The sequence below is a fragment of the Pseudomonas sp. XK-1 genome (assembly GCF_038069885.1).
Lineage (GTDB): Bacteria > Pseudomonadota > Gammaproteobacteria > Pseudomonadales > Pseudomonadaceae > Aquipseudomonas.
Genome location: NZ_JBBPES010000002.1, coordinates 419,242 through 440,470, shown reverse-complemented (window position 1 = coordinate 440,470; position 21,229 = coordinate 419,242). Strand labels below are relative to the sequence as shown.

Below are 21,229 nucleotides of genomic sequence, written 5' to 3'. Positions count from 1 at the left end.
CATGGCGAGGTGGCATTACGCCCGGCGGTCCTTGGCAGTCAATCGAGTTGTATGTTTAATGGGCGCCCTTCACGGGCTGAGGCGGCTTTGAAATGGCTTTGATCGTACAGAAATTTGGCGGCACCTCCGTCGGCACTGTTGAACGTATTCAGCAGGTCGCCGCGAAGGTGAAGAAATTCCGCGAAAACGGCGATGACATTGTGGTCGTGGTGTCCGCCATGAGTGGCGAAACCAACCGCCTGATCGAACTGGCCAAGCAGGTCAGCGATGGTCAGCCGGTGCCGCGCGAGCTGGATGTCATGGTGTCCACCGGCGAGCAGGTGACCATTGCCCTGCTGGCCATGGCGCTGATCAAGCTGGATGTGCCAGCGGTGTCCTACACCGGCAATCAGGTGCGCATCCTCACCGACAGTGCGCACAACAAGGCGCGCATCCTGCAGATCGATGACCAGAAGCTGCGTGCCGACCTCAAGGCCGGTCGTGTCGTAGTGGTCGCCGGTTTCCAGGGCGTCGACGAGCACGGCAATATCACCACCCTCGGCCGTGGCGGTTCCGACACCACGGGCGTGGCCCTGGCGGCGGCGCTGAAGGCCGACGAATGCCAGATCTACACCGATGTCGATGGCGTCTACACCACCGACCCGCGTGTGGTGCCCCAGGCTCAGCGTCTGGAAAAGATCACCTTCGAAGAAATGCTGGAAATGGCCAGCCTGGGCTCCAAGGTGCTGCAAATCCGTTCGGTGGAGTTCGCCGGCAAGTACAACGTCCCGCTGCGCGTGTTGCACAGCTTTCAGGAGGGTCCGGGCACCCTCATTACCCTTGATGAAGAGGAATCCATGGAACAGCCGATCATCTCCGGCATCGCCTTCAATCGCGACGAAGCCAAGCTGACTATCCGTGGCGTGCCGGACATCCCGGGCGTGGCGTTCAAGATTCTCGGCCCCGTCAGTGCCGCCAATATCGAAGTGGACATGATCGTGCAGAACGTTTCGCACGATAACACCACCGATTTCACCTTCACCGTGCACCGTAACGACTACAACGCTGCCCTGGCCGTGCTGGAAAATACCGCGCGCGAGCTGGGTGCCCGCGAAGTGATCGGCGACGTGAAAATCGCCAAGGTCTCCATCGTTGGTGTCGGCATGCGCTCCCATGCTGGGGTTGCCAGCCGCATGTTCGAGGCCCTGGCCAAGGAAAACATCAATATCCAGATGATCTCCACCTCGGAGATCAAAGTATCCGTGGTCATCGAAGAGAAATATCTGGAGTTGGCGGTGCGCGCCCTGCACACTGCTTTCGAACTGGATGCCCCGGCCCGTCAGGGCGATTGAGGCATTACCCGAAAGGCGCGGTTCAACCCGCGCCTTTTTGCTTTTTGGTTGGCATGGGTGGAAGCTTTCTTTCTGCCTACACTAGTCAATACTTAGGTTAAGGCTGGGTCTACTGGACGCAGCTGCAACCCTTTTATTTTTTGCAGACTGTTGCTGTCCTGAACTGTTATCCGTAAGGAGAAAGGAATGCTGATTCTGACTCGCCGGGTCGGAGAGACCCTGATGGTGGGTGACGAAGTCACTGTCACCGTGTTGGGCGTTAAAGGTAATCAGGTGCGCATTGGCGTTAACGCGCCGAAGGAGGTTGCCGTGCACCGTGAGGAAATTTACCAGCGCATCCAGAAAGAGAAAGGCGAAGAACCAAGCCACTAATTTTTATCGAAATTTTGGCTTTGCAAACGGGGCAAAGATGAGTATCATGCGCCCCGTGTTGCGGAGAGGTGGCCGAGTGGCCGAAGGCGCTCCCCTGCTAAGGGAGTACATCTCAAAAGGGTGTCGGGGGTTCGAATCCCCCCTTCTCCGCCATTATTTAGTGTTGTAAGGTTTTACCGGTGTGAGAGAGCGGTAGCGGCTGAAAAGCCTATCGCCACGATCACAAACGGTGGTTTAAGGCCTTGCAGTACGCGGGTTACATGCACTCATAGCTCAGCTGGATAGAGTACTCGGCTACGAACCGAGCGGTCGGAGGTTCGAATCCTCCTGAGTGCACCAACTTGGAATGGCTTGCAGCGATGCAAGCCATTTTGTTTCAGCCAGCGGTGATCTGGTTAAAAAGCGCCATCTGCACTCATAGCTCAGCTGGATAGAGTACTCGGCTACGAACCGAGCGGTCGGAGGTTCGAATCCTCCTGAGTGCACCAACTTGGAATGGCTTGCAGCGATGCAGGCCATTTTGTTTCAGCCAGCGGTGATCTGGTTAAAAAGCGCCATCTGCACTCATAGCTCAGCTGGATAGAGTACTCGGCTACGAACCGAGCGGTCGGAGGTTCGAATCCTCCTGAGTGCACCATACAAAAAAGGGCCTGCAGCGATGCAGGCCCTTTTTCTTTGTCTGGCGTTTATCCGTGGTTGCTCAGGTGTCAGGCAGCGCCCTGCTAGCGCTTGCCCTTGACGCAGCCAGCGGCGTCGAAGCTGACCTGGCGGTTATTGCCCTGGTTGTCGCGGTAGAGGTAGCGGGTCTGGCCGTTATGCTGGGTGATCCTGTCGGGCTTGCCCAGGCTGCTTTCCACGTCGCTGCGGCTCATGCCGCTGGTTATCCGCTGGCGGATAATCGCCGTGCGGCGCTCGCTGCTGGTCATTTGGTTGCCGCAGCCATCGTCTCGGCTACCCACCACTGTCACCTCGCGCGTATCCCTTTTTGCTGACTTATGCTTGGTCTTGGCTTTGGCTGGTTTGGCCAGGGGGACGGCCTTGCCCTTGCCTGGCGTCGGGTTGTGGGCTTCCTGGCGGTATTGCACCTGCCCGGCGGTGCAGCCTTGCAGGGTATAGGTGATATGGCCGCTGGCGTCTTCGCAGCGAAATACGCTGGAAGCCAGCAGTGGGGTAGGGCAGAGCAGAATGGCGCAGACAGCTGCGCAGCGCAGTCCATGCATGGGGCGTCCTCCTTGACGTCTACCTGTGCAACCTTAGTCGATGCTTTTGCATCCGCCAGTGGTGCCCTGTCTGCGTGCCGGTGCGTCGCAGTTGCAGAGTTGCAAAAAACATTCAGGTTTGCCTCGCAAGCGTTTGTTCTGGCCCTGCTTTTGTCGCATGCAAGGCGCTGGCGCGGTGTTATCATTTGCCCCGTCAGCCCCGCCGGGGCTTGTGGGACACCACCATGGACTTACCCAGTAGTTACTCTGAATCTCGATTGTGCAATCACGTGTTGACTGATTGACCCCCTTTGGCGTGCGCCGCCGCTGGGGGTGGAGCGCGCCATGACTGAAGTAGAAGCGAAAAAACCGCAGGAAAGCCTGCAGGACCGCCTGGCCCAGGTGGTCGAACTGCTGCATCGGCACAAAGTGGTCGAAGACCTGACCCATCGTCAGGAAGGCCAGCACCAGGATCGGGTGGAGAGCCTGGTGCATCGGCAGAACCTCGCGGAGCTGCAGCGCAGGCTCGACGAGCTGCACTCCGCCGACGTTGCCCATATTCTCGAAGCCTTGCCGCTCAATGATCGTCTGACCGTCTGGCAGCTGGTCAAGGTCGAGCGCGACGGCGATATCCTTCTCGAAGTGTCCGATGCGGTGCGCGAAACCCTGCTCGCCGACATGGACGACCACGAGATTCTCGCCGCCGCCAAGGACATGGATGCCGACGAGCTGGCCGACCTCGCCTCCGAGCTGCCGCGCGATGTCGTGCATGAGCTGATGGAATCCCTCGACGCTCAGCAGCGCGAGCGGGTGCGTTCGGCCTTGTCCTATGAAGAGGACCAGGTCGGCGCGCTGATGGACTTCGAGATGGTCACCATCCGCGAAGATGTCAGCCTGGAAGTGGTGCTGCGCTACCTGCGCCGCCTCAAGGAGCTGCCCGGGCACACCGACAAGCTGTTTGTGGTGGATTACGACGGCGTGCTCAAGGGCGTGCTGCCGGTCAAGCGCCTGCTGGTCAATGACCCGGAGCGCCTGGTCAGCGAGGTCATGGCTACCGATCCGGTGAGTTTTCACCCGGACGAGGACGCCTACGACGCCGCTCAGGCCTTCGAACGTTACGACCTGATCTCCACGCCGGTGGTGGACAAGAACGGCAAGCTGATCGGCCGTTTGACCATTGACGAAATGGTCGACCTGATCCGCGAGGAAAGCGAAAACGAAGTCCTCAATATGGCCGGTCTGCGCGAGGAGGAGGATATCTTCGCCTCGGTGTGGAAATCCCTGCGCAACCGCTGGGCCTGGTTGGCGATCAATTTGGTCACCGCCTTTATGGCCTCGCGGGTGATTGGCCTGTTCGAAGGCTCTATCGAGAAGCTGGTAGCCCTGGCCGCCCTGATGCCAATTGTCGCAGGCATCGGCGGCAATTCGGGCAATCAGACCATCACCATGATCGTGCGCGCCATGGCCCTGGATCAGGTCAGCACCGGCAACACCTCGCGGCTGATTCGCAAGGAGCTGGGGGTGGGTCTGGTCAACGGCGTCGTCTGGGGTGGCGTGATCGGCGTGGTGGCCTATCTGCTCTATGACAGCTGGTCCCTGGGCGTGGTGATGACTGCGGCCATGACCCTCAACCTGCTGCTGGCGGCCATGATGGGCGTGCTGATTCCCATGACGCTGGTGCGTATGGGGCGAGATCCGGCGCTGGGGGCCAGCGTGATGATTACTGCGGTGACCGACAGTGGCGGCTTCTTTATCTTTCTGGGACTGGCCAGTCTGTTTCTGCTCTAGGGGTTCCCAATGGAGTGGATGACGCTTTTTCGTCAGAAAATGTCCCATTAGCCCGTCTTGGATTTGCTTCAAACGCTCGTTTCAAGCTAAGGTTCGCCAGCTTTGTCCGGGGTCCGGCCCCGGGCGCTCCTATCAATAATGAATGCAGCTGAAGTGCTGCTGGCAAAGGGAGCCAAGATGACCCCCAGTGAACTCCTGCTCGAGGGTGTCGAGCTCATGCTTTTCGGCCTGGGCTTCGTATTTCTCTTTCTGGTCCTGCTGGTTCTGGTGATCCGTGTAATGTCACGGTTGATCGAGCTGTTTGCCTCGAAAGCACCCGTACCCGCTGCGCTGCCACCGGTTACCCGGCATGCTGTCGAAGAGCCGAGCGCCGAGCTGTTAGCCGCCATCCAATCCGCTATTAATCAGCACCGCGCTCGTCGCGGTTGAGTCAGGTTCGAAAGGGAGCATCTGTATGACTGCCGTTAAACAAGCACTCGGAATTACCGATGTGGTGCTGCGCGACGCCCACCAGTCGATCCTGGCCACGCGTGTGCGCCTGGAAGACATGTTGCCAATCGCGCCCAAGCTCGATCAGGTCGGCTTCTGGTCGGTCGAGTCCTGGGGTGGCGCGACCTTTGACGCCTGCATTCGCTACCTGGGTGAAGATCCCTGGCATCGTATCCGCGAGCTGAAGAAGGCCATGCCCAACACCCGTCAGCAGATGCTGCTGCGCGGACAGAACCTGCTGGGTTACCGCCACTACGCCGATGACGTGGTGGAAAAATTCGTCGAGCGTGCGGCCTTTAATGGCGTCGATGTGTTCCGCGTATTCGACGCGATGAACGATCCGCGCAACCTGCAGACCGCCCTCAAGGCCGTCAAGCAGCTGGGCAAGCATGCCCAGGGCACCATTTCCTACACCACCAGTCCGGTGCATACCCTGGAAATGTGGGTCGATCTGGCCAAGCAGATCGAAGACATGGGGGCCGACTCGGTGGCCATCAAGGACATGGCTGGCATTCTCAACCCTTACACCGCGTTCGAACTGGTGACGCGCCTGAAGGCGACCCTGTCGATCCCGATCCATATGCAATGCCATGCCACGGCCGGGCTGTCGACTGCGGCCATCGTCAAGGCGGTGGAAGCCGGCATCGACAACGTCGATACCGCGATTTCCTCGCTGTCGATGACCTACGGTCATTCGCCAACCGAGTCCGTGGTGGCCATCTTCCAGGGTTCCGAGCGCGATACCGGTCTGGATCTGCTGCTGCTGGAAGAAATCGCCGCCTACTTCCGTGAAGTACGAAAGAAGTACGCCAAGTTCGAAGGCAACCTCAAGGGTGTCGACTCGCGCATTCTGGTCGCCCAGGTGCCGGGCGGCATGCTGACCAATATGGAAGGCCAGCTGAAAGAGCAGGGTGCCCAGGACAAGTTCGATGAAGTGCTGGCAGAGATCCCGCGGGTACGCGAAGACCTCGGTTTTATCCCGCTGGTGACCCCGACCTCGCAGATCGTTGGCACCCAGGCGGTGATCAACGTGCTGACCGGTGAGCGCTACAAGTCGATCACCAAGGAAACTGCCGGCATCTTGAAGGGTGAATATGGCGCAGCGCCGGCACCGTTCAATAAAGAGCTGCAGGCGCGCGTACTGGATGGCGCTGAAGCCGTTACCTGTCGTCCGGCCGATCTGCTCGAAGCCGAAATGGACAAGCTGACCGCCGAACTCAAGGGCATTGCCAAAGAGAAGGGCATCAAGCTGGCCGCCGATGAAATCGACGACGTGCTGACCTACGCCCTGTTCCCGCAGATCGGTCTGAAGTTCCTGGAAAACCGCGGTAACCCGGAGGCCTTCGAACCGGCTCCGACCGGCAAGGAACAACCTGCCCGCGAAGCCGGCAAGCCTGAGGTCTATACCGTTGAAGTCAACGGCAAGTCCTTTGTCGTGCAGGTCAACGAGGGTGGTGATATCGACGGCATCAAGCCAGTGGGTGGCGCATCCGCGTCGGCCGCAGGCGCTGTTGCGGCCGCGCCAGTGGGCGGCGGCGAGCCTCAGGCTGCGCCGCTGGCCGGCAATATCTTCAAGGTACTGGTGCAGCCGGGCCAGGTCGTCGAGGAAGGTCACCTGCTGATCATCCTCGAGGCGATGAAGATGGAAACCGAGATCCGTGCGTTCAAGGCTGGCACCATCGGTGCGGTCAACGTCAAGGTCGGTGATGCGGTGGCAGTGGGCGACAGCCTGCTGACCATCGGTTAAGGGAGCGCGGTAATGGATAAGCTCCTCAAGCTTTGGCAGAGCACCGGCCTGTACCATGTCGAGCCGGGCCAGCTGTTTATGATGGCGGTGTGCATCCTGCTGATCTATCTGGCGATCAAGAAGGGCTTCGAGCCTCTGCTGCTGTTGCCGATTGGTTTTGGCGGTTTGCTGGCCAACATCCCGGTGGCCAATATGGCCGTGGGTTCGGGCTTTCTGCACATGATCTACGAGGTGGGCCTGCCCACCAGTATCTTCCCGCTGCTGATCTTCCTTGGTGTCGGGGCCATGACCGACTTCGGACCGATGCTGGCCAACCCCAAGACCCTGCTCCTGGGTGCGGCGGCGCAGTTCGGCATCTTCGGCACTTTGCTGGGTGCGCTGGCGTTGACCTCCCTGGGTATCCCGGGTCTGGAGTTCACCCTCAAGGAAGCCGCCTCCATTGCCATTATCGGCGGTGCCGATGGCCCCACCTCGATCTTTGTGACCTCCAAGCTGGCCCCCCATCTGCTCGGTCCGATTGCCGTGGCGGCTTATGCCTATATGGCGCTGGTACCCCTGATTCAGCCGCCGATCATGCGTGCGCTGACCACCAAGGAAGAGCGCGCCATTGTGATGCAGCAACTGCGTCCGGTGGGGCAGACCGAGAAGATCATCTTTCCGATCGTGCTGTGTGTGTTGATCGGTATGCTGCTGCCCGATGCCGCGCCGCTGGTGGGCATGTTCGCCCTTGGCAACCTGCTGCGTGAAAGCGGTGTGGTCGAGCGTCTGGCCGATACCTCGCGCAATGCGCTGATCAACATCGTCACCATCTTCCTCGGCCTGACCGTGGGTTCCAAGCTGTCGGCGGACTCTTTCCTGCAGCTGAAAACCCTGGGTATCCTCACGCTGGGCATGCTGGCGTTCTGCGCCGGTACTGCCGCGGGTGTGCTGATGGCCAAGCTGATGAATATGTTCAGTGATAACAAGGTCAATCCTTTGATCGGCTCGGCCGGCGTCTCTGCGGTGCCGATGGCGGCGCGGGTGTCGAACAAGGTGGGCCTGGAAGCCAATCCGCAGAACTTCCTGTTGATGCACGCCATGGGGCCCAACGTGGCCGGTGTGATCGGCTCGGCGGTGGCGGCCGGGGTGCTGCTCAACTTCGTTGGTTGATAGGGTTGATGTTAAAAAGCCGCCTCACTGAGGCGGTTTTTTTATGTCTCGATTTCAGGAGAGGGGACGGCGCGCGCGGCCAAGCTTGGGGTGTGAATCTATCGGGGTCTATCACCGCTGAATAACAGAGGCTCGCGAAATAGGCATAGGAAAGCCGCCCAGTGGGCGGCTTCGAGCAAATCGCAGATGCACCAAAACCGGCCCCAGCGGCCGGTTTTGGTGCGGCCTGAGATCAGGCTTCTTCGTTGGCCATTTCGACATCGTGAGCAATCAATGCCACCAGGGCATTTTGCTGACGACGCGACAGCTGACGAAAGCGCTGCAGCAGCTCGCGTTCATGCAACGACAGTTCTGGGCTGTCGAGGCGCATATTGAGGTCATCACCGAGAGAGCCTTCCTGAAGCATGCTTTGCTCAAGGCGAGCAATGATCTCCGAGTTCATGCTGCGGTGATGGTTGCGTGCGACATCTGCGATACGCTCGCGCATGCCGTCGGGCAGGCGAACAACGAATTTGTCAGCGGTACGGCTGGAATAGAGTGCTGGTTTCATAGGGCGCGTACATTAAACCGGTTAGTTTAGGAAAGCGATACTGGCGATAAGCTATGGAATAGTCACCGGTTTGACCACTCATAGCACTAACCGTTCCGCCAGAACGCTATTCAACATTATGACCCTATAGTCAGTAGGGCATTAAATTGACGCCAATTGCGTGGCGCAATTGTGGCTGTAGTGCAGGCTTTTTGCCAGCACCGACTATCAGAAATGCGCCTTATTCGGCAAAAAGCAAGGATTTCTGGCTGAGCGCGAGAAAAAATTAAAGCAATGGTCACCTAAGTGTCACGGCCCATTAATCGGCCTGACACAGGATTTGCCTACCTTGGTCTACACCAGCAGGCGGCTTCACGCTGCGGTGTAACCCTTAATAAGGAGGCATTCCATGAGCGCAGTGATCCGGGTCGAGAGCCTGAACAAGACGTTCGGCCGCAAGCAAGCGCTGTTTGATCTGGCGCTGTCCGTTGAACCCGGTGAAATGGTGGCGCTGATCGGAGCCTCGGGTTCCGGCAAGTCGACCTTGCTGCGTCATGTTGCCGGCCTGGCCTGTTGCGATCGCAATGGCGGTGGCAGCATTCAGGTGCTGGGTCGTGAGGTGCAGGCCGCTGGCCGGCTGAATGGCGAAGTCCGTCGCCTGCGCGCCGACATCGGCTACATCTTCCAGCAGTTCAATCTGGTCGGCCGTCTCAGCGTGCTGCAGAACGTGCTGCTCGGCTGCCTGGGGCGCATGCCGCGCTGGCGAGGCAGCTTCGGCCTGTTCAATGCCGAAGAAAAGCAGCGTGCGCTACAGGCATTGGCCCGTGTCGGTCTGGCTGATCTGGCCCAGCAGCGCGCCTCGACGCTTTCCGGTGGCCAGCAGCAGCGTGTGGCGATTGCCCGCGCCCTCTGCCAGCGCGCCAAGGTGATTCTGGCCGACGAGCCGATTGCCTCGCTGGACCCCGAGTCCGCGCGCAAGGTCATGCAGATTCTTGCCGACATCAACCGCGAAGACGGCACCACCGTGGTGGTCACCCTGCATCAAGTTGATTACGCCATGCGCTATTGCCAGCGCGCCGTGGCGTTGAAAGCGGGGCGTATTCATTACGACGGCGCGGCCGCTGAGTTGCATCCCAACTTCCTTAACGATCTCTATGGTGCCGAGCTCCTAATCGAGCCGCAAGCCGAAGAGAAGCCACGCCGTGCGCGCAAGGCAAAAGTCCCGCTGGCTCTGGCCAAGGCCTGAGTTGCTACCTGTTATGCCAATCCCTGTCTGTCCATCTGTACTAGGAGTGCTTTGCATGTTCAAACGTATCAGTCGCGTTCTCGCCGCTTCCACGCTGCTGGCCGGTTCGGTTCTGGGTGTCGCCCAGGCCGCTGAGCAGGAAATCAATTTCGGCATCATCTCCACCGAGTCGTCGCAGAATCTCAAGACCGTGTGGGACCCCTTCCTGGCGGACATGGGCAAGCAGACTGGCTTCAAGATCAACGCCTTCTTCGCGCCTGACTATGCCGGGATCATCCAGGGCATGCGCTTCGACAAGGTCGATGTGGCCTGGTACGGCAACAAATCTGCGATGGAAGCAGTAGACCGCGCCGGTGGTGAAGTTTTCGCCCAGACCGTAGCGTTTGATGGCTCCCAGGGTTACTACAGCCTGATGGTCGCGCATAAGGACAGCCCGATCAATTCGATCGAAGACATGCTGAAAAACGCCAAGACCCTGACTTTCGCCAACGGTGACCCGAACTCCACCTCGGGTTATCTGGTGCCGGGCTATTACGTGTTCGCCCAGAACAATGTCGACGCCAACAAGATCTTCAAGCGCGCGCTCAACGGCAGCCATGAAGTCAACGCCCTGTCGGTGGCCAGCAAGCAGGTCGATGTCGGCACCTTCAACAGCGAAACCATGGCACGTTTGCAGATCACCTCACCGGACAAGGCCGCACAGTTGAAAGTGATCTGGACTTCGCCGCTGATCCCATCCGACCCGATGGTGTGGCGCAAGAACCTGGATGCAGCCACCAAGGCCAAGCTGCGCGAATTCTTTATGACCTACGGTGACAAGCCGGCTGAGCTGAAAGTCCTCGAAGCGTTGCAGTGGGCCAAATTCAAGGCCTCCGATGACGACCAACTGCTGCCGATCCGCCAGCTGGAGCTGTTCAAGCAGCGCAGCGAAGTGGCCAACAACGACAAACTCAAGGCAGACGACAAGGCCGCCAAGCTCAAGGCGCTGGATGCCGAGCTGGCCAAGCTGGAAAAACGCATGGCTGAAATCGCCAAGCAAAGTCCTGCCAGCGCAGGTTAAGCGCTGCTCCCTGCCCGGCACACCCGCCGGGCAGGCTTTTTCTGTCGCTTGCTTCGAGATGTTGTTATGACCACTTTGACCACCACTTCCACCTCCGATCTGACCGCCAAGCGTTCCTGGTCGCAGCTGATCGGCTGGGGGCTGTTCTTCGTTGTGTTGGCCTGGTCCTGGCAGGGCGCGGAGATGAATCCGCTGGCGCTGATCCGCGACTCCAGCAACATGGCGACCTTTGCCGCGGACTTCTTTCCGCCGGATTTCAGCAACTGGGAGCTGTACCTCAAGGAGATGATCGTCACCGTACAGATCGGCCTGTGGGGCACGGTGCTGGCGATCGTTCTGGCTATCCCGCTGGGCATTCTCTGCTCTGAAAACATCGTGCCCTGGTGGGTCTACCAGCCGATCCGTCGGGTGATGGACGCCTGCCGTTCGATCAACGAAATGGTCTTCGCCATGCTCTTCGTGGTGGCCGTCGGCCTGGGGCCGTTCGCCGGGGTGCTGGCGCTGTTTATTGGCACCACTGGGGTGCTGGCCAAGCTCTTTGCCGAGGCGGTCGAGGCTATCGATCCAGGCCCGGTGGAAGGGGTGCGCGCCACCGGAGCCAGCGCGCTGCAGGAGATCATCTATGGGGTGATTCCGCAGGTGCTGCCGCTGTGGATTTCCTACTCACTGTACCGCTTCGAATCCAACGTGCGCTCGGCCACCGTGGTCGGCATGGTTGGGGCGGGCGGTATCGGGGTGATTCTCTGGGAAGCGATTCGCGGCTTCCAGTTCGCCCAGACCTGCGCCCTGCTGATCGTGATCATCCTGGTGGTGAGCGTGCTGGACATCATCTCGCAGCGCCTGCGCAAGCAATTTATCTGACGGAGATCGGGCATCTGCGGATGCCCTTTATTAGCCATGCACTTGTCTAGACAACCCGAGCCGCTGTACCGCGAACTGGCCGCCGTGCTGCGCGATGAGCTGCAGCGCATGAGCCCCGGCGACTACCTACCGGCCGAGGTGCAGCTGGCGGCGCGTTTTGCGGTCAACCGCCACACCTTGCGCCGGGCGGTGGATGAGCTGGTGCTGGAAGGCCGCCTGCTGCGTCAGCAGGGCAAGGGCACGCGGGTGCTGGCCAAGCCGTTGATCTACCCGATGCAGGCCGGCAGCGCCTACAGCGACTCGCTTTCGGCGCTCGGCCATAAGGTCGAGGCGCAATTGCTGGAGAGTCGCCTGCGCCCAGCCGGTTGCGAGGAGCGCGAGTACCTCCAGCTGGCCAGTGGTGCGCAGTTGCTGGAGCTCTGCACCCTGCGCCTGATCGAGGGCCAGCCGGTCAGCCTGATCCGCCACGCCTTCAGCAGCGAACATCGCGAGCTGCTCGCCGACTACCAGGGCGGCTCGCTGCGCCAGTACCTCAGTCAGCGCGGTCTGCCGCTGACCCGCACCTTCAGTTTGATCGGCGCGCGCCTGCCCAGCCGTGACGAGGCCGCACGCTTGTTGATGCCCCGCCACGCGCCGCTGCTCAGCGTACAGACCCTTTCCCGCGATCTGGCCGGACGGCCGGTGGAGCTGTCGTTATCGACCAGCCGCGCCGACCGCTTCCAGTACCAGCTCGCCCTTTGATGGAGGCTTGTTGATGAACCGCAACCTGCTGCACAGCAACCCGCACATCGCCCCCCGTCAACGCTGGATGGGCGTGCTTGCCCGCGCCGGCGGTCAGCTGGCGACCTATGAGTCGGCGTTGAGGGAGGCCGAATACCGCCTGATTCGCGCTCCGGAAATCGGCATGGCCCTGGTGCGCGGGCGCATGGGCGGCACCGGCAGTCCGTTCAACCTCGGCGAGATGAGCGTGACCCGCTGCGTGGTGCGCCTAGCCGATGGCCGCACCGGTTACAGCTATGTGGCTGGCCGCGACAAGCAGCATGCCGAACTGGCCGCTCTGGCCGACGCGCATTTGCAGGGTGCCGAGCAGTCGCATTGGCTGAGCCGACTGATCGAACCCCTGGAGGCAGCGCAACAGGCCCAACAGGCGGCCAAGGCCGCCGAAACCGCAACCACCCAGGTGGAATTCTTCACCCTGGTCAGAGGAGAAGACTGATGAACGCGGCGAATAGCTCGCAATGGCTGCAACCGGCCTTCAACGACCCGGTGCTGGACGCCCAGACCAGCTTCCGCAGCGCCCTCAAAGCGTTGGCCGAGCCAGGTCTCGCGCAACCGCTGAACCGCGCCCTGGCCCTGGAAAACCTCCATCCAGCGACCTATGCCCTGTGCCTGGCGTTTCTCGATGGCGACACGCCGCTGTGGCTGGCACCGCGTTTCGACACCCCGGCGATCCGCGCCAACCTGGCGTTCCACTGCGGTTGCCCGATTATCGCCGAACGCGAGCTGGCGCTGTTTGCCCTGCTCGATGACAGCGAGCTGGGCGATCTGTCGGCCTTCGACAATGGCAGCGAACGCTACCCGGACCAGTCCTGCACCCTGCTGATCCAGCTCGATGCCCTCAGCACTGGCGCAGCCCTGCGCTGGCGCGGGCCGGGGATCAAGGATGTGCGTTGTGTCGAACTGCCGCTGCCGGCGGCGTTCTGGCAGCAGCGCCAGGCGCGCAGTGCCTTTCCCCGTGGCCTGGATGCCTTCTTCGCCGCTGGCGATCAGGTGATCGGTCTGCCGCGCAGCACCCGGGTGCTGGTCAATGCCGAGGAGGCTGCCTGATGTATGTAGCCGTCAAAGGTGGCGAGCGGGCCATCGACAATGCCCATTTGCTGCTGGCCAAAAAGCGCCGTGGCGATACCGCTATCCCTGAACTCAGCGTCGATCAGGTGCGTGAGCAGATGCCGCTGGCCGTGGCGCGGGTTATGAGCGAAGGCTCGCTGTACGACCCACAACTGGCGGCCCTGGCGATCAAGCAGGCAGCCGGCGACCTGATGGAAGCGATCTTCCTGCTGCGCGCCTACCGCACCACGCTGCCGCGCTTCGGTGCCAGCGCCGCGCTGGATACCACGCAGATGCAGCTGACTCGGCGTATCTCGGCCACCTTCAAGGACCTGCCCGGCGGCCAGTTGCTCGGCCCGACTTTCGATTACAGCCATCGCCTGCTGGATTTCGCCTTGCTGGCCGAAGGCGAACAACCGGGGCCGCAGATCGACCCCCAGGCTGAACTGTCGCCGTGCCCACGGGTGCTGGACTTTCTCGCCGAGGAAGGGCTGATGACCCGCGAGGTGGATGACGGTGCGGCGGTGCCGGACATCACCCGCGAGCCGCTGGATTTCCCCGCCAGCCGCGCCCAGCGTCTGCAGGCTCTGGCCCGTGGTGATGAAGGCTTCTTGCTGGCTCTAGGTTATTCGACCCAGCGCGGCTACGGGCGTAACCACCCCTTTGCTGGGGAGATACGCATCGGTGAGGTCGAGGTTTGGCTGGAACCGGAAGAGCTCGGCTTTGCCGTGCCGCTGGGCGATATCGAGGTGACCGAGTGCGAGATGGTCAACCAGTTTGTCGGCGATAGCCCTGAGCAGGCGCAATTTACCCGGGGTTACGGCCTGGCCTTCGGCTATGCCGAGCGCAAGGCCATGGGCATGGCCCTGGTCGACCGCTCGCTGCGCGTGGCCGAGTACGCCGAGGAAGTGCAGGGCCCGGCGCAGCAGGAAGAGTTCGTGCTGATGCACTGCGACAACGTCGAGGCCGCCGGCTTCGTCTCGCACCTGAAATTGCCGCACTACGTCGACTTCCAATCCGAGCTGGAGCTGATCCGCAAACTGCGCAAGCAGGCTAGCGAGCAGCCAGTCGCCGAGGAGCAACGCGCATGAATGCCCAAAGCCAGATCACCCGTGCTCCGGAAGCCGGTTATAACTTTGCCTATCTGGACGAACAAACTAAAAGAATGATCCGCCGTGGTCTGCTCAAGGCCGTGGCGATTCCCGGCTATCAGGTGCCCTTCGGTGGTCGCGAAATGCCGCTGCCCTATGGCTGGGGCACCGGTGGCATGCAGCTTACCGCGGCGATTCTCGGTGCCGAGGATGTGCTCAAGGTGATCGACCAGGGCGCGGATGACACCACTAACGCGGTGTCGATTCGCCGCTTCTTCGCCCGCACCGCCGGGGTCAGAACCACCACCCGGACCCCCGAGGCGACGGTGATCCAGACTCGCCACCGGATTCCGGAAACGCCGCTCAATGGCGATCAGATCATGGTCTATCAGGTGCCGATCCCCGAGCCGCTGCGCTTTATCGAACCGTCGGAAACCGAGACCCGCACCATGCACGCGCTGGAGGATTACGGCGTGATGCACGTGAAGCTGTACGAGGACATCGCCACCTTCGGCCATATCGCCACCAGCTATGCCTACCCGGTGACAGTGGACGAGCGCTATGTGATGGATCCCTCGCCGATCCCCAAATTCGACAACCCCAAGCTGCATATGAGCCCGGCGCTGATGCTGTTCGGTGCTGGCCGCGAGAAGCGCCTGTATGCCGTGCCGCCGTTCACCCACGTGGTCAGTCTGGACTTCGAAGATCACCCCTTCGAGATCCAGCGCTGGGACGAATGCTGCGCCTTCTGCGGCAGCCAGGATTCCTACCTGGACGAGCTGATCGTCGACGACGCCGGGACCAAGCGCTTTGTCTGCTCCGACACCGATTACTGCATGCAACGCCAGGACCTTGAAGAGGAGGGCGAGCAATGAGTGCTGCCGAACAGTTGCACCCGCACAACGACACGACGCAGCCGCTGTTTAGCGTGCGCGACCTGACTCGCCTATACGGCCCGGAAAAGGGCTGCCAGGGCGTGTCGTTCGATCTGTATCCGGGCGAGGTGCTGGGCATTGTCGGCGAGTCCGGGTCGGGCAAATCGACCCTGCTCAGTCTGCTCTCCGGGCGCTGCCCGCCGGATCGCGGCACGGTCAGTTATCGCGATACCGCTGGCCGCTGGGTCGATCTGTACAGCGCCAGCGAGGCGCAGCGCCGCACGCTGCTGCGCACCGAGTGGGGTTTTGTCGAGCAGAACCCGCGTGACGGCCTGCGCATGGGTGTGTCGGCCGGGGCCAATATCGGCGAGCGGCTGATGGCCCAGGGCGTGCGCCATTACGGCGAGCTACGCGCGGCCGGCATCGACTGGCTGCAACAGGTGGAAATCGACCCCCTGCGCATCGACGACCTGCCGCGCACCTTCTCCGGCGGCATGCAGCAGCGCTTGCAGATCGCCCGCAACCTGGTTTCCAGCCCACGGCTGATCTTTATGGACGAACCCACAGGCGGCCTCGATGTGTCGGTGCAGGCGCGCTTGCTCGACTTGCTGCGCGGCCTGGTGCGCGAGCTGGACCTGGCGGTGGTGATCGTCACCCACGACCTGGCGGTGGCGCGGCTGCTGGCGGACCGGTTGATGATGATGCGCCGCTCCCACGTGGTCGAGGCCGGTCTCACCGACCAGATTCTCGATGACCCGCAGCATCCCTATTCGCAGTTGCTGGTGTCGTCGGTGCTGCAACCCTGACGCTGGGTAGGGTGGATGACGCTCTTCTCATCCACCAACGTGCCGCCATCGGTGGATGGATAAAGCGCCATCCACCCTACGAAACGACTCTCGCGCCGGATTCCATCCGTACGCATGAAGCTCGAGGTTTATATGAATACGCTTATCGAGGTCAGCGGCCTCAGCAAGACCTTCACCCTGCATCAGCAGCACGGCGTGGTGCTGAATGTGTTGAGCGGGCTGCATTTCAGCGTGCGCGCCGGCGAGTGCCTGGTGCTGCACGGCCAGTCCGGTGCGGGCAAGTCGACCCTGCTGCGCACCCTGTACGGCAACTACCTGGCCGCTGGCGGCAGCATTCGCGTGTTGCACGACGGCGAATGGGTGGAGCTGGTCGGTGCCGAACCGCGTCAGGTGCTGGCGGTACGTCGGCAGACTCTGGGTTATGTCAGCCAGTTTCTGCGGGTGATTCCCCGGGTCGCCACCCTGGATGTGGTGATGGAGCCGGCCCTGGCCCGTGGCTGGAGCAAGGCCGATGCCGAGGCACGGGCGAAAAGCCTGCTCAGTCGCCTGAATATCCCCCAGGCCCTCTGGCAACTCGCTCCGGGCACCTTCTCCGGCGGCGAGCAGCAGCGGGTGAATATCGCTCGCGGCTTTATGGTCGCCTGGCCGCTGATGCTGCTGGATGAACCCACCGCGTCCCTGGACGACGCCAACCGCCAGGTGGTGCTGGAGCTGATCGAAGAAGCCAAGGCCGCAGGTTCAGCGCTGATCGGCATCTTCCACGACCGCGCCGCCCGTGAGGCGGTGGCCGATCGCTACCTTGATATGAGCGCTGCGGCGCAGCAGGAGTACATCTATGCCGGTTGAACAAATTCTCACCAACGCGCGGATCGTTACCGCCGAGCAGGAGTTTGTCGGTACTGTGGTGCTGCGCGGTGGCCTGATTGCCCAGGTGGAAGAGGGCGTTAGCGGCCTGCCCCAGGCGCAGAACCTCGGCGGTGATTACCTGCTGCCCGGCCTGGTCGAGTTGCACACCGACAACCTGGAAAAATACATGAGCCCACGGCCGGGGGTGGATTGGCCCTCGGCCTCGGCGGTGCTGACCCATGATGCGCAGATCGCCTCGGCCGGCATTACCACGGTGTTCGATGCGCTGGCGATTGGCGACGTGAATCCGCGCGGCAAGCGCATGCAGCAACTGCCGGCGATGCTCGAGGCGATTGCCGAAGCGGCAGCGGCCGGACATATGCGCGCCGATCACCGTCTGCACTTGCGCTGCGAGGTCTGCCACCCCGAGACCCTGGCGGTGTTCCGCGATCTGGTTGAGCACCCGCTGGTGCGACTGGTGTCGGTGATGGACCACGCGCCGGGCCAGCGCCAGTTCGCCAAGGAAGACAAATACCGCGAGTACTACATGGGTAAGTACCACCTCAGCGAAGCGGAGATGGATGCCTTTATCGTGGAGCAGGTGGACAACTCGCGGCAGTACAGCGACCGCCAGCGCCGCAGCATTGTTGCTGATTGTCAGGCCCGCGGTATTTCCGTAGCCAGCCACGACGACGCGACCCTGGCCCATGTGCAGGAGTCGGCCGGTTTCGGCATGTCCATCGCCGAATTCCCCACCACCCTCGAAGCGGCCAAAGCCAGCCACGAGCTGGGCCTGAAGGTGCTGATGGGCGCGCCGAATATCGTTCGTGGCGGCTCCCACTCGGGCAATATCGCCGCCGCTGAACTGGCTCAGCAGGGTGTGCTGGATATCCTCTCCAGCGACTACTACCCGGCCAGCCTGCTGCAGGCCGCTTTGCTGCTGGCCGGACAGGATAACGGCTATGATCTGCCGCGGGCGATTGCCTGCGTCAGTCGCGTGCCGGCCCAGGCGGCTGGGCTGGATGATCGCGGTGAAATCCGCGTCGGCCTGCGGGCCGATCTGGTGCAGGCGCAGGTTCACGGGGGCCAGGCGGTGATCCAGCAGGTCTGGCGACAAGCGAAAAGGGTGTTCTGATGAGTGGCCGGTTGATCTATCTGATGGGGCCTTCGGGCTCGGGCAAGGACAGCCTGCTGAATACCGCGCGCGAGCGCCTGGCCGAACGGGGTTGTGTGATCGCCCGCCGGGTCATCACCCGCTCCGCCGAAGCGGTGGGCGAGGAGGCGATTGCCCTGACGGCCGCCGAATTTGAGGTGCAGGAAGCCGCCGGCGCTTTTGCCCTGAGCTGGCGCGCCAACGGCCTGGCCTATGGCATTCCGCGGCAGATCGACGACTGGCTGGCGGCGGGGCAGGACGTCCTGGTCAATGGTTCGCGCGGGCACCTGGCCCAGGCGCGGCAGCGTTATCCCGAGCTGCTGGCAATCCTGTTGCAGGTGGATGAGGCCGCCCTGCGTCAGCGCCTGCAGGCCCGCGGGCGGGAAAGCGCCGAGCAGATCGAGGCGCGCCTGGCGCGTAGTCGCAGCTTTGTTGTGGGAGGCGCTTTAGCGGCGACAGTCGCGGCTGAAGCCCCTCCCACGGCAGCACCAACTGAGAACCCCCTTGTTCTCAACAACTCCGGCCCGCTCGACCAGGCTGTCACCCAGCTGCTGCAACTGCTTAGCGATGCCCGCGCATGCGTCTGACCCTACTCGGCACCGGCGATGCGCGCCAGGTACCGGTTTACAACTGCAGTTGCGCGGCCTGCGCCAGCGCCCGGGTGACTCCTGCGCGCCGGCGTGGGCCCTGTTGCGCCTTGATCGAGTGCGGTACCCAGCGCTGGCTGATCGACTCGGGCCTGACCGATCTGTGCGAGCGCTTCCCGCCCCATAGCCTCAGCGGCATTCTGCAAACCCATTACCACGCCGACCACGCTCAGGGCTTGCTGCACCTGCGCTGGGGCCAGGGGCTGATTATTCCGGTGCATGGCCCAGATGATCCGGAAGGCCTGGCCGATTTGTACAAGCACCCCGGCATTCTCGATTTCAGCCAACCGTTTACCGCTTTCGAGCGGCGGCAGCTGGGTGAGTTGAGCGTCACGGCGCTGCCGCTCAATCACTCCAAGCTGACTTTTGGCTACTTGCTGGAGGGCGGCGGCAGACGTATCGGCTACCTCACCGACACCCTCGGCGTACCGGCCGCCAGCGCCGAGGTGCTGTGCCAGCAGCCGCTGGATCTGCTGGTGCTGGATTGCTCCACCGCCCCGCAGCCCATCGCGCCGCGCAACCACAACGACCTGACCCGCGCGCTGGAAGTGGCCCTGCAGCTGCAGCCCAGTGAAACCGTGTTGACCCATATCGGCCACAGCTTCGACGCCTGGCTGCTGGAACACCCCGATGCCTTGCCTGCGGGGGTTAGCCTGGCCTTTGATGGGCGAGTGTTATGAGCAGGCTGTCAGCGTTCGTAGGGTGGGTTAGCCGCCTACCGAGCTTGCCAGGCGTCACGCGAGTTGGGGCGCGGCGTAACCCACCATTGGCGCAACTCGTTCGATTGCTTGGTGGGTTACGCGCCGCGCTGTTATCGCTGCTGGCTTTTCGAGCGGTGTCCTGCGGCGCTAACCCAGCCTACGAGTTGGTGGTGTTATGAGCGCCCGTCGTGTGACGCTGCTGCTGTGCGGCGCGGAAACCCTGGGCATGGCGGGTTTTGCCCTGTTCGCCGCCTTGCTGCCGGACTTTCAGGCACTGTGGGGGCTGACTAATACCCAGGCGGGCTGGATCGGTGGCGGGTTCTTTCTCGGCTATATGGTTGCGGTGCCGATCCTTACCGGGCTCACCGACAAATACGATGCGCGGTCGATCTACCTGGCCGCGATGCTGCTGACGGCCGTGGCCAATGCCGGCTTTGTCTTCGCCGATGGCTTTTGGTCGGCTCTGGCCTGGCGAGTGCTGGCGGGCGTTGGTTTGGCCGGCACCTACATGCCGGGGCTCAAGGCGCTGTCCGAACGGATTGAGGGGCCGGCGCAGTCGCGTGCGGTGGCGTTTTATACAGCGAGCTTCGGTCTGGGCACGGCGCTGTCGTTTATTCTCGCCGGCGAGCTGGCCAAGTTCGGCGGCTGGCAGTTGCCGACTCTGCTCAGCGGCGTCTGCGCCTTGCTGGCCTGGGCCATGGTCTATTGGGGTTTGCAGCCCAAGGCGGTGGCGGCGCATGTTCCGCGCAAATGGCTGGACCTGGCTCCGTTGAAAAACCGCGCAGTGGCGGCCTACTGCCTGGCTTATGCGGTGCATAACCTTGAGCTGTTTGCGTTGCGCGCCTGGGTGGTGGCCTTTGTGGTGTTTTCCGGGCACTTACAGGGCAGCGATCCCTGGCTGTCCGGCACCTGGGTGGCGATGCTGGTGACCCTGATCGGCATGCCTGCGAGCATCTTCGGTAATGAGCTGGCACTGCGTTTCGGTCGGCAGCGCTGGTTGATCGCGGTGATGCTCAGCTCAACATCTCTGGCGCTGTTTATCGGTCTGAGCGCGGCTTTGCCGTTCTGGCTGATGCTGCTGATGGTGCTGCTTTACAGCATCACGGTCACTGCCGATTCGTCATCCCTGACTGCCGGCCTGATCGCCGTGGCCCCGGCCAGCCCACCGCGGCGCGGCCATGGCGCTGTATTCCTGTACCGGCTTCAGTGGTGCCTTTCTCGGCCCGCTGCTGTTTGGCGTCAGCCTGGATCTATTGGGCGACAAGAGCCTGCTCGGCTGGTGGGCGGCCTTTGCCCTGATGGGCCTGCTACTGCTGCTAGGGCCGCTGGCGTTGTGGTGGGCGGGTATGGCCGAGGGTCTGGTGCGCACGGCGCACCCTACGGAGCGGAGGCTGTCTTAATTCTGCGTAGGGTGCGCTGCGTGCACCGAGGGTGAGGAGACGCTGCTGCGCACGACCTAGGCGGCCCCGCATACCCTGCGGGCCAGTCCGCAGCCCGGATGCAATCCGGGGA

The 21,229-nt window shown here is 62.1% G+C and carries 22 protein-coding genes and 4 tRNA genes; 24 read left to right on the top strand and 2 right to left on the bottom strand.

Annotated elements, in window-relative coordinates:
• Positions 1-92: 92 nt before the first annotated feature.
• The 6 genes from WMW70_RS07715 (at position 93) to WMW70_RS07690 (ending at position 2,340) form a co-directional block, all read left to right on the top strand.
• A complete protein-coding gene (locus WMW70_RS07715) occupies positions 93-1,331 on the top strand; it encodes an aspartate kinase (RefSeq protein WP_325504707.1) in 1,239 nt (412 codons plus the stop codon).
• Positions 1,332-1,517: 186 nt separating this feature from the next.
• A complete protein-coding gene (csrA, locus tag WMW70_RS07710) occupies positions 1,518-1,703 on the top strand; it encodes a carbon storage regulator CsrA (protein ID WP_025165378.1) in 186 nt (61 codons plus the stop codon).
• A 62-nt stretch (positions 1,704-1,765) separates the two neighbouring features.
• Positions 1,766-1,856, top strand: a tRNA-Ser gene (locus WMW70_RS07705).
• Between the two features lie 109 nt (positions 1,857-1,965).
• Positions 1,966-2,042, top strand: a tRNA-Arg gene (locus tag WMW70_RS07700).
• A gap of 72 nt (positions 2,043-2,114) precedes the next feature.
• Positions 2,115-2,191 (top strand) — tRNA-Arg (locus WMW70_RS07695).
• A 72-nt stretch (positions 2,192-2,263) separates the two neighbouring features.
• Positions 2,264-2,340: transfer RNA gene (locus tag WMW70_RS07690), tRNA-Arg, on the top strand.
• Between the two features lie 85 nt (positions 2,341-2,425).
• On the opposite strand, the gene WMW70_RS07685 is transcribed toward WMW70_RS07690, so the two are convergent.
• Positions 2,426-2,923, bottom strand: coding sequence for a DUF4124 domain-containing protein (locus WMW70_RS07685; protein ID WP_341436921.1), 498 nt, complete (start codon positions 2,921-2,923; stop codon positions 2,426-2,428).
• A gap of 324 nt (positions 2,924-3,247) precedes the next feature.
• On the opposite strand from WMW70_RS07685, the gene mgtE reads away from it, so the two are divergent.
• The 4 genes from mgtE (at position 3,248) to WMW70_RS07665 (ending at position 8,075) form a co-directional block, all read left to right on the top strand.
• Positions 3,248-4,690: a magnesium transporter gene (mgtE, locus tag WMW70_RS07680; protein WP_341436920.1), complete on the top strand. Its 1,443-nt coding sequence runs from the start codon at positions 3,248-3,250 to the stop codon at positions 4,688-4,690.
• 177 nt (positions 4,691-4,867) lie between these two features.
• The gene (locus tag WMW70_RS07675; protein ID WP_341436919.1) at positions 4,868-5,119 is read left to right on the top strand and encodes an OadG family transporter subunit; all 252 of its coding nucleotides are present in this window, start codon (positions 4,868-4,870) and stop codon (positions 5,117-5,119) included.
• Positions 5,120-5,144: 25 nt separating this feature from the next.
• Complete coding sequence (oadA, locus tag WMW70_RS07670) at positions 5,145-6,926, top strand: sodium-extruding oxaloacetate decarboxylase subunit alpha (protein WP_341436918.1); 1,782 nt, start codon at positions 5,145-5,147, stop codon at positions 6,924-6,926.
• A gap of 12 nt (positions 6,927-6,938) precedes the next feature.
• Positions 6,939-8,075: a sodium ion-translocating decarboxylase subunit beta gene (locus WMW70_RS07665; protein ID WP_341436917.1), complete on the top strand. Its 1,137-nt coding sequence runs from the start codon at positions 6,939-6,941 to the stop codon at positions 8,073-8,075.
• A gap of 232 nt (positions 8,076-8,307) precedes the next feature.
• Here WMW70_RS07665 and WMW70_RS07660 read toward each other — a convergent pair whose 3' ends face one another.
• The gene (locus WMW70_RS07660; protein WP_325504695.1) at positions 8,308-8,625 is read right to left on the bottom strand and encodes an Arc family DNA-binding protein; all 318 of its coding nucleotides are present in this window, start codon (positions 8,623-8,625) and stop codon (positions 8,308-8,310) included.
• Between the two features lie 388 nt (positions 8,626-9,013).
• On the opposite strand from WMW70_RS07660, the gene phnC reads away from it, so the two are divergent.
• From phnC to WMW70_RS07590, 14 genes are all read left to right on the top strand, one after another.
• Positions 9,014-9,850, top strand: a complete 837-nt coding sequence (gene phnC, locus WMW70_RS07655; protein ID WP_341436916.1) for a phosphonate ABC transporter ATP-binding protein — start codon at positions 9,014-9,016, stop codon at positions 9,848-9,850.
• A gap of 55 nt (positions 9,851-9,905) precedes the next feature.
• Entirely contained in the window at positions 9,906-10,910 is a 1,005-nt protein-coding gene (phnD, locus tag WMW70_RS07650) for a phosphonate ABC transporter substrate-binding protein (protein WP_341436915.1), read from the top strand.
• A 66-nt stretch (positions 10,911-10,976) separates the two neighbouring features.
• Entirely contained in the window at positions 10,977-11,771 is a 795-nt protein-coding gene (gene phnE, locus WMW70_RS07645; RefSeq protein WP_341436914.1) for a phosphonate ABC transporter, permease protein PhnE, read from the top strand.
• Between the two features lie 36 nt (positions 11,772-11,807).
• Positions 11,808-12,512 (top strand): phosphonate metabolism transcriptional regulator PhnF, encoded by a 705-nt coding sequence (gene phnF / locus WMW70_RS07640; RefSeq protein ID WP_341436913.1) that lies wholly within the window; start codon positions 11,808-11,810, stop codon positions 12,510-12,512.
• Positions 12,513-12,540: 28 nt separating this feature from the next.
• A complete protein-coding gene (gene phnG, locus WMW70_RS07635) occupies positions 12,541-12,987 on the top strand; it encodes a phosphonate C-P lyase system protein PhnG (RefSeq protein ID WP_445942120.1) in 447 nt (148 codons plus the stop codon).
• Entirely contained in the window at positions 12,987-13,598 is a 612-nt protein-coding gene (gene phnH, locus WMW70_RS07630) for a phosphonate C-P lyase system protein PhnH (protein ID WP_341436911.1), read from the top strand. Before phnG ends, phnH begins: the two co-directional genes overlap by 1 nt.
• A complete protein-coding gene (locus WMW70_RS07625; RefSeq protein WP_341436910.1) occupies positions 13,598-14,689 on the top strand; it encodes a carbon-phosphorus lyase complex subunit PhnI in 1,092 nt (363 codons plus the stop codon). Before phnH ends, WMW70_RS07625 begins: the two co-directional genes overlap by 1 nt.
• Positions 14,686-15,564: an alpha-D-ribose 1-methylphosphonate 5-phosphate C-P-lyase PhnJ gene (locus WMW70_RS07620; protein ID WP_341436909.1), complete on the top strand. Its 879-nt coding sequence runs from the start codon at positions 14,686-14,688 to the stop codon at positions 15,562-15,564. Before WMW70_RS07625 ends, WMW70_RS07620 begins: the two co-directional genes overlap by 4 nt.
• Complete coding sequence (phnK, locus tag WMW70_RS07615; RefSeq protein WP_341436908.1) at positions 15,561-16,370, top strand: phosphonate C-P lyase system protein PhnK; 810 nt, start codon at positions 15,561-15,563, stop codon at positions 16,368-16,370. The genes WMW70_RS07620 and phnK overlap by 4 nt, the downstream gene beginning before the upstream one ends.
• 132 nt (positions 16,371-16,502) lie before the next feature.
• On the top strand, positions 16,503-17,216 hold the full coding sequence (gene phnL, locus WMW70_RS07610) for a phosphonate C-P lyase system protein PhnL (RefSeq protein WP_341436907.1): 714 nt from the start codon (positions 16,503-16,505) through the stop codon (positions 17,214-17,216).
• Positions 17,206-18,351, top strand: a complete 1,146-nt coding sequence (locus WMW70_RS07605) for an alpha-D-ribose 1-methylphosphonate 5-triphosphate diphosphatase (protein WP_341436906.1) — start codon at positions 17,206-17,208, stop codon at positions 18,349-18,351. The genes phnL and WMW70_RS07605 overlap by 11 nt, the downstream gene beginning before the upstream one ends.
• Positions 18,351-18,956, top strand: a complete 606-nt coding sequence (phnN, locus tag WMW70_RS07600; protein ID WP_341436905.1) for a phosphonate metabolism protein/1,5-bisphosphokinase (PRPP-forming) PhnN — start codon at positions 18,351-18,353, stop codon at positions 18,954-18,956. The genes WMW70_RS07605 and phnN overlap by 1 nt, the downstream gene beginning before the upstream one ends.
• Positions 18,947-19,696 (top strand): phosphonate metabolism protein PhnP, encoded by a 750-nt coding sequence (phnP, locus tag WMW70_RS07595; protein WP_341436904.1) that lies wholly within the window; start codon positions 18,947-18,949, stop codon positions 19,694-19,696. Before phnN ends, phnP begins: the two co-directional genes overlap by 10 nt.
• A gap of 196 nt (positions 19,697-19,892) precedes the next feature.
• Positions 19,893-21,152, top strand: a complete 1,260-nt coding sequence (locus WMW70_RS07590; protein ID WP_341436903.1) for an MFS transporter — start codon at positions 19,893-19,895, stop codon at positions 21,150-21,152.
• Positions 21,153-21,229: the final 77 nt, after the last annotated feature.

Coding starts and splice junctions, on each gene's coding strand:
- phnD (WP_341436915.1), top strand. CDS start 9,906: ATGTTCAAACGTATCAGTCGCGTTCTCGCCGCTTCCACGCTGCTGGCC.
- WMW70_RS07625 (WP_341436910.1), top strand. CDS start 13,598: ATGTATGTAGCCGTCAAAGGTGGCGAGCGGGCCATCGACAATGCCCAT.
- phnP (WP_341436904.1), top strand. CDS start 18,947: ATGCGTCTGACCCTACTCGGCACCGGCGATGCGCGCCAGGTACCGGTT.
- mgtE (WP_341436920.1), top strand. CDS start 3,248: ATGACTGAAGTAGAAGCGAAAAAACCGCAGGAAAGCCTGCAGGACCGC.
- oadA (WP_341436918.1), top strand. CDS start 5,145: ATGACTGCCGTTAAACAAGCACTCGGAATTACCGATGTGGTGCTGCGC.
- phnK (WP_341436908.1), top strand. CDS start 15,561: ATGAGTGCTGCCGAACAGTTGCACCCGCACAACGACACGACGCAGCCG.
- WMW70_RS07665 (WP_341436917.1), top strand. CDS start 6,939: ATGGATAAGCTCCTCAAGCTTTGGCAGAGCACCGGCCTGTACCATGTC.
- WMW70_RS07660 (WP_325504695.1), bottom strand. CDS start 8,625: ATGAAACCAGCACTCTATTCCAGCCGTACCGCTGACAAATTCGTTGTT.
- phnL (WP_341436907.1), top strand. CDS start 16,503: ATGAATACGCTTATCGAGGTCAGCGGCCTCAGCAAGACCTTCACCCTG.
- phnC (WP_341436916.1), top strand. CDS start 9,014: ATGAGCGCAGTGATCCGGGTCGAGAGCCTGAACAAGACGTTCGGCCGC.
- WMW70_RS07715 (WP_325504707.1), top strand. CDS start 93: ATGGCTTTGATCGTACAGAAATTTGGCGGCACCTCCGTCGGCACTGTT.
- phnH (WP_341436911.1), top strand. CDS start 12,987: ATGAACGCGGCGAATAGCTCGCAATGGCTGCAACCGGCCTTCAACGAC.
- csrA (WP_025165378.1), top strand. CDS start 1,518: ATGCTGATTCTGACTCGCCGGGTCGGAGAGACCCTGATGGTGGGTGAC.
- WMW70_RS07605 (WP_341436906.1), top strand. CDS start 17,206: ATGCCGGTTGAACAAATTCTCACCAACGCGCGGATCGTTACCGCCGAG.
- WMW70_RS07675 (WP_341436919.1), top strand. CDS start 4,868: ATGACCCCCAGTGAACTCCTGCTCGAGGGTGTCGAGCTCATGCTTTTC.
- phnN (WP_341436905.1), top strand. CDS start 18,351: ATGAGTGGCCGGTTGATCTATCTGATGGGGCCTTCGGGCTCGGGCAAG.
- WMW70_RS07685 (WP_341436921.1), bottom strand. CDS start 2,923: ATGCATGGACTGCGCTGCGCAGCTGTCTGCGCCATTCTGCTCTGCCCT.
- WMW70_RS07620 (WP_341436909.1), top strand. CDS start 14,686: ATGAATGCCCAAAGCCAGATCACCCGTGCTCCGGAAGCCGGTTATAAC.
- WMW70_RS07590 (WP_341436903.1), top strand. CDS start 19,893: ATGAGCGCCCGTCGTGTGACGCTGCTGCTGTGCGGCGCGGAAACCCTG.
- phnF (WP_341436913.1), top strand. CDS start 11,808: ATGCACTTGTCTAGACAACCCGAGCCGCTGTACCGCGAACTGGCCGCC.
- phnE (WP_341436914.1), top strand. CDS start 10,977: ATGACCACTTTGACCACCACTTCCACCTCCGATCTGACCGCCAAGCGT.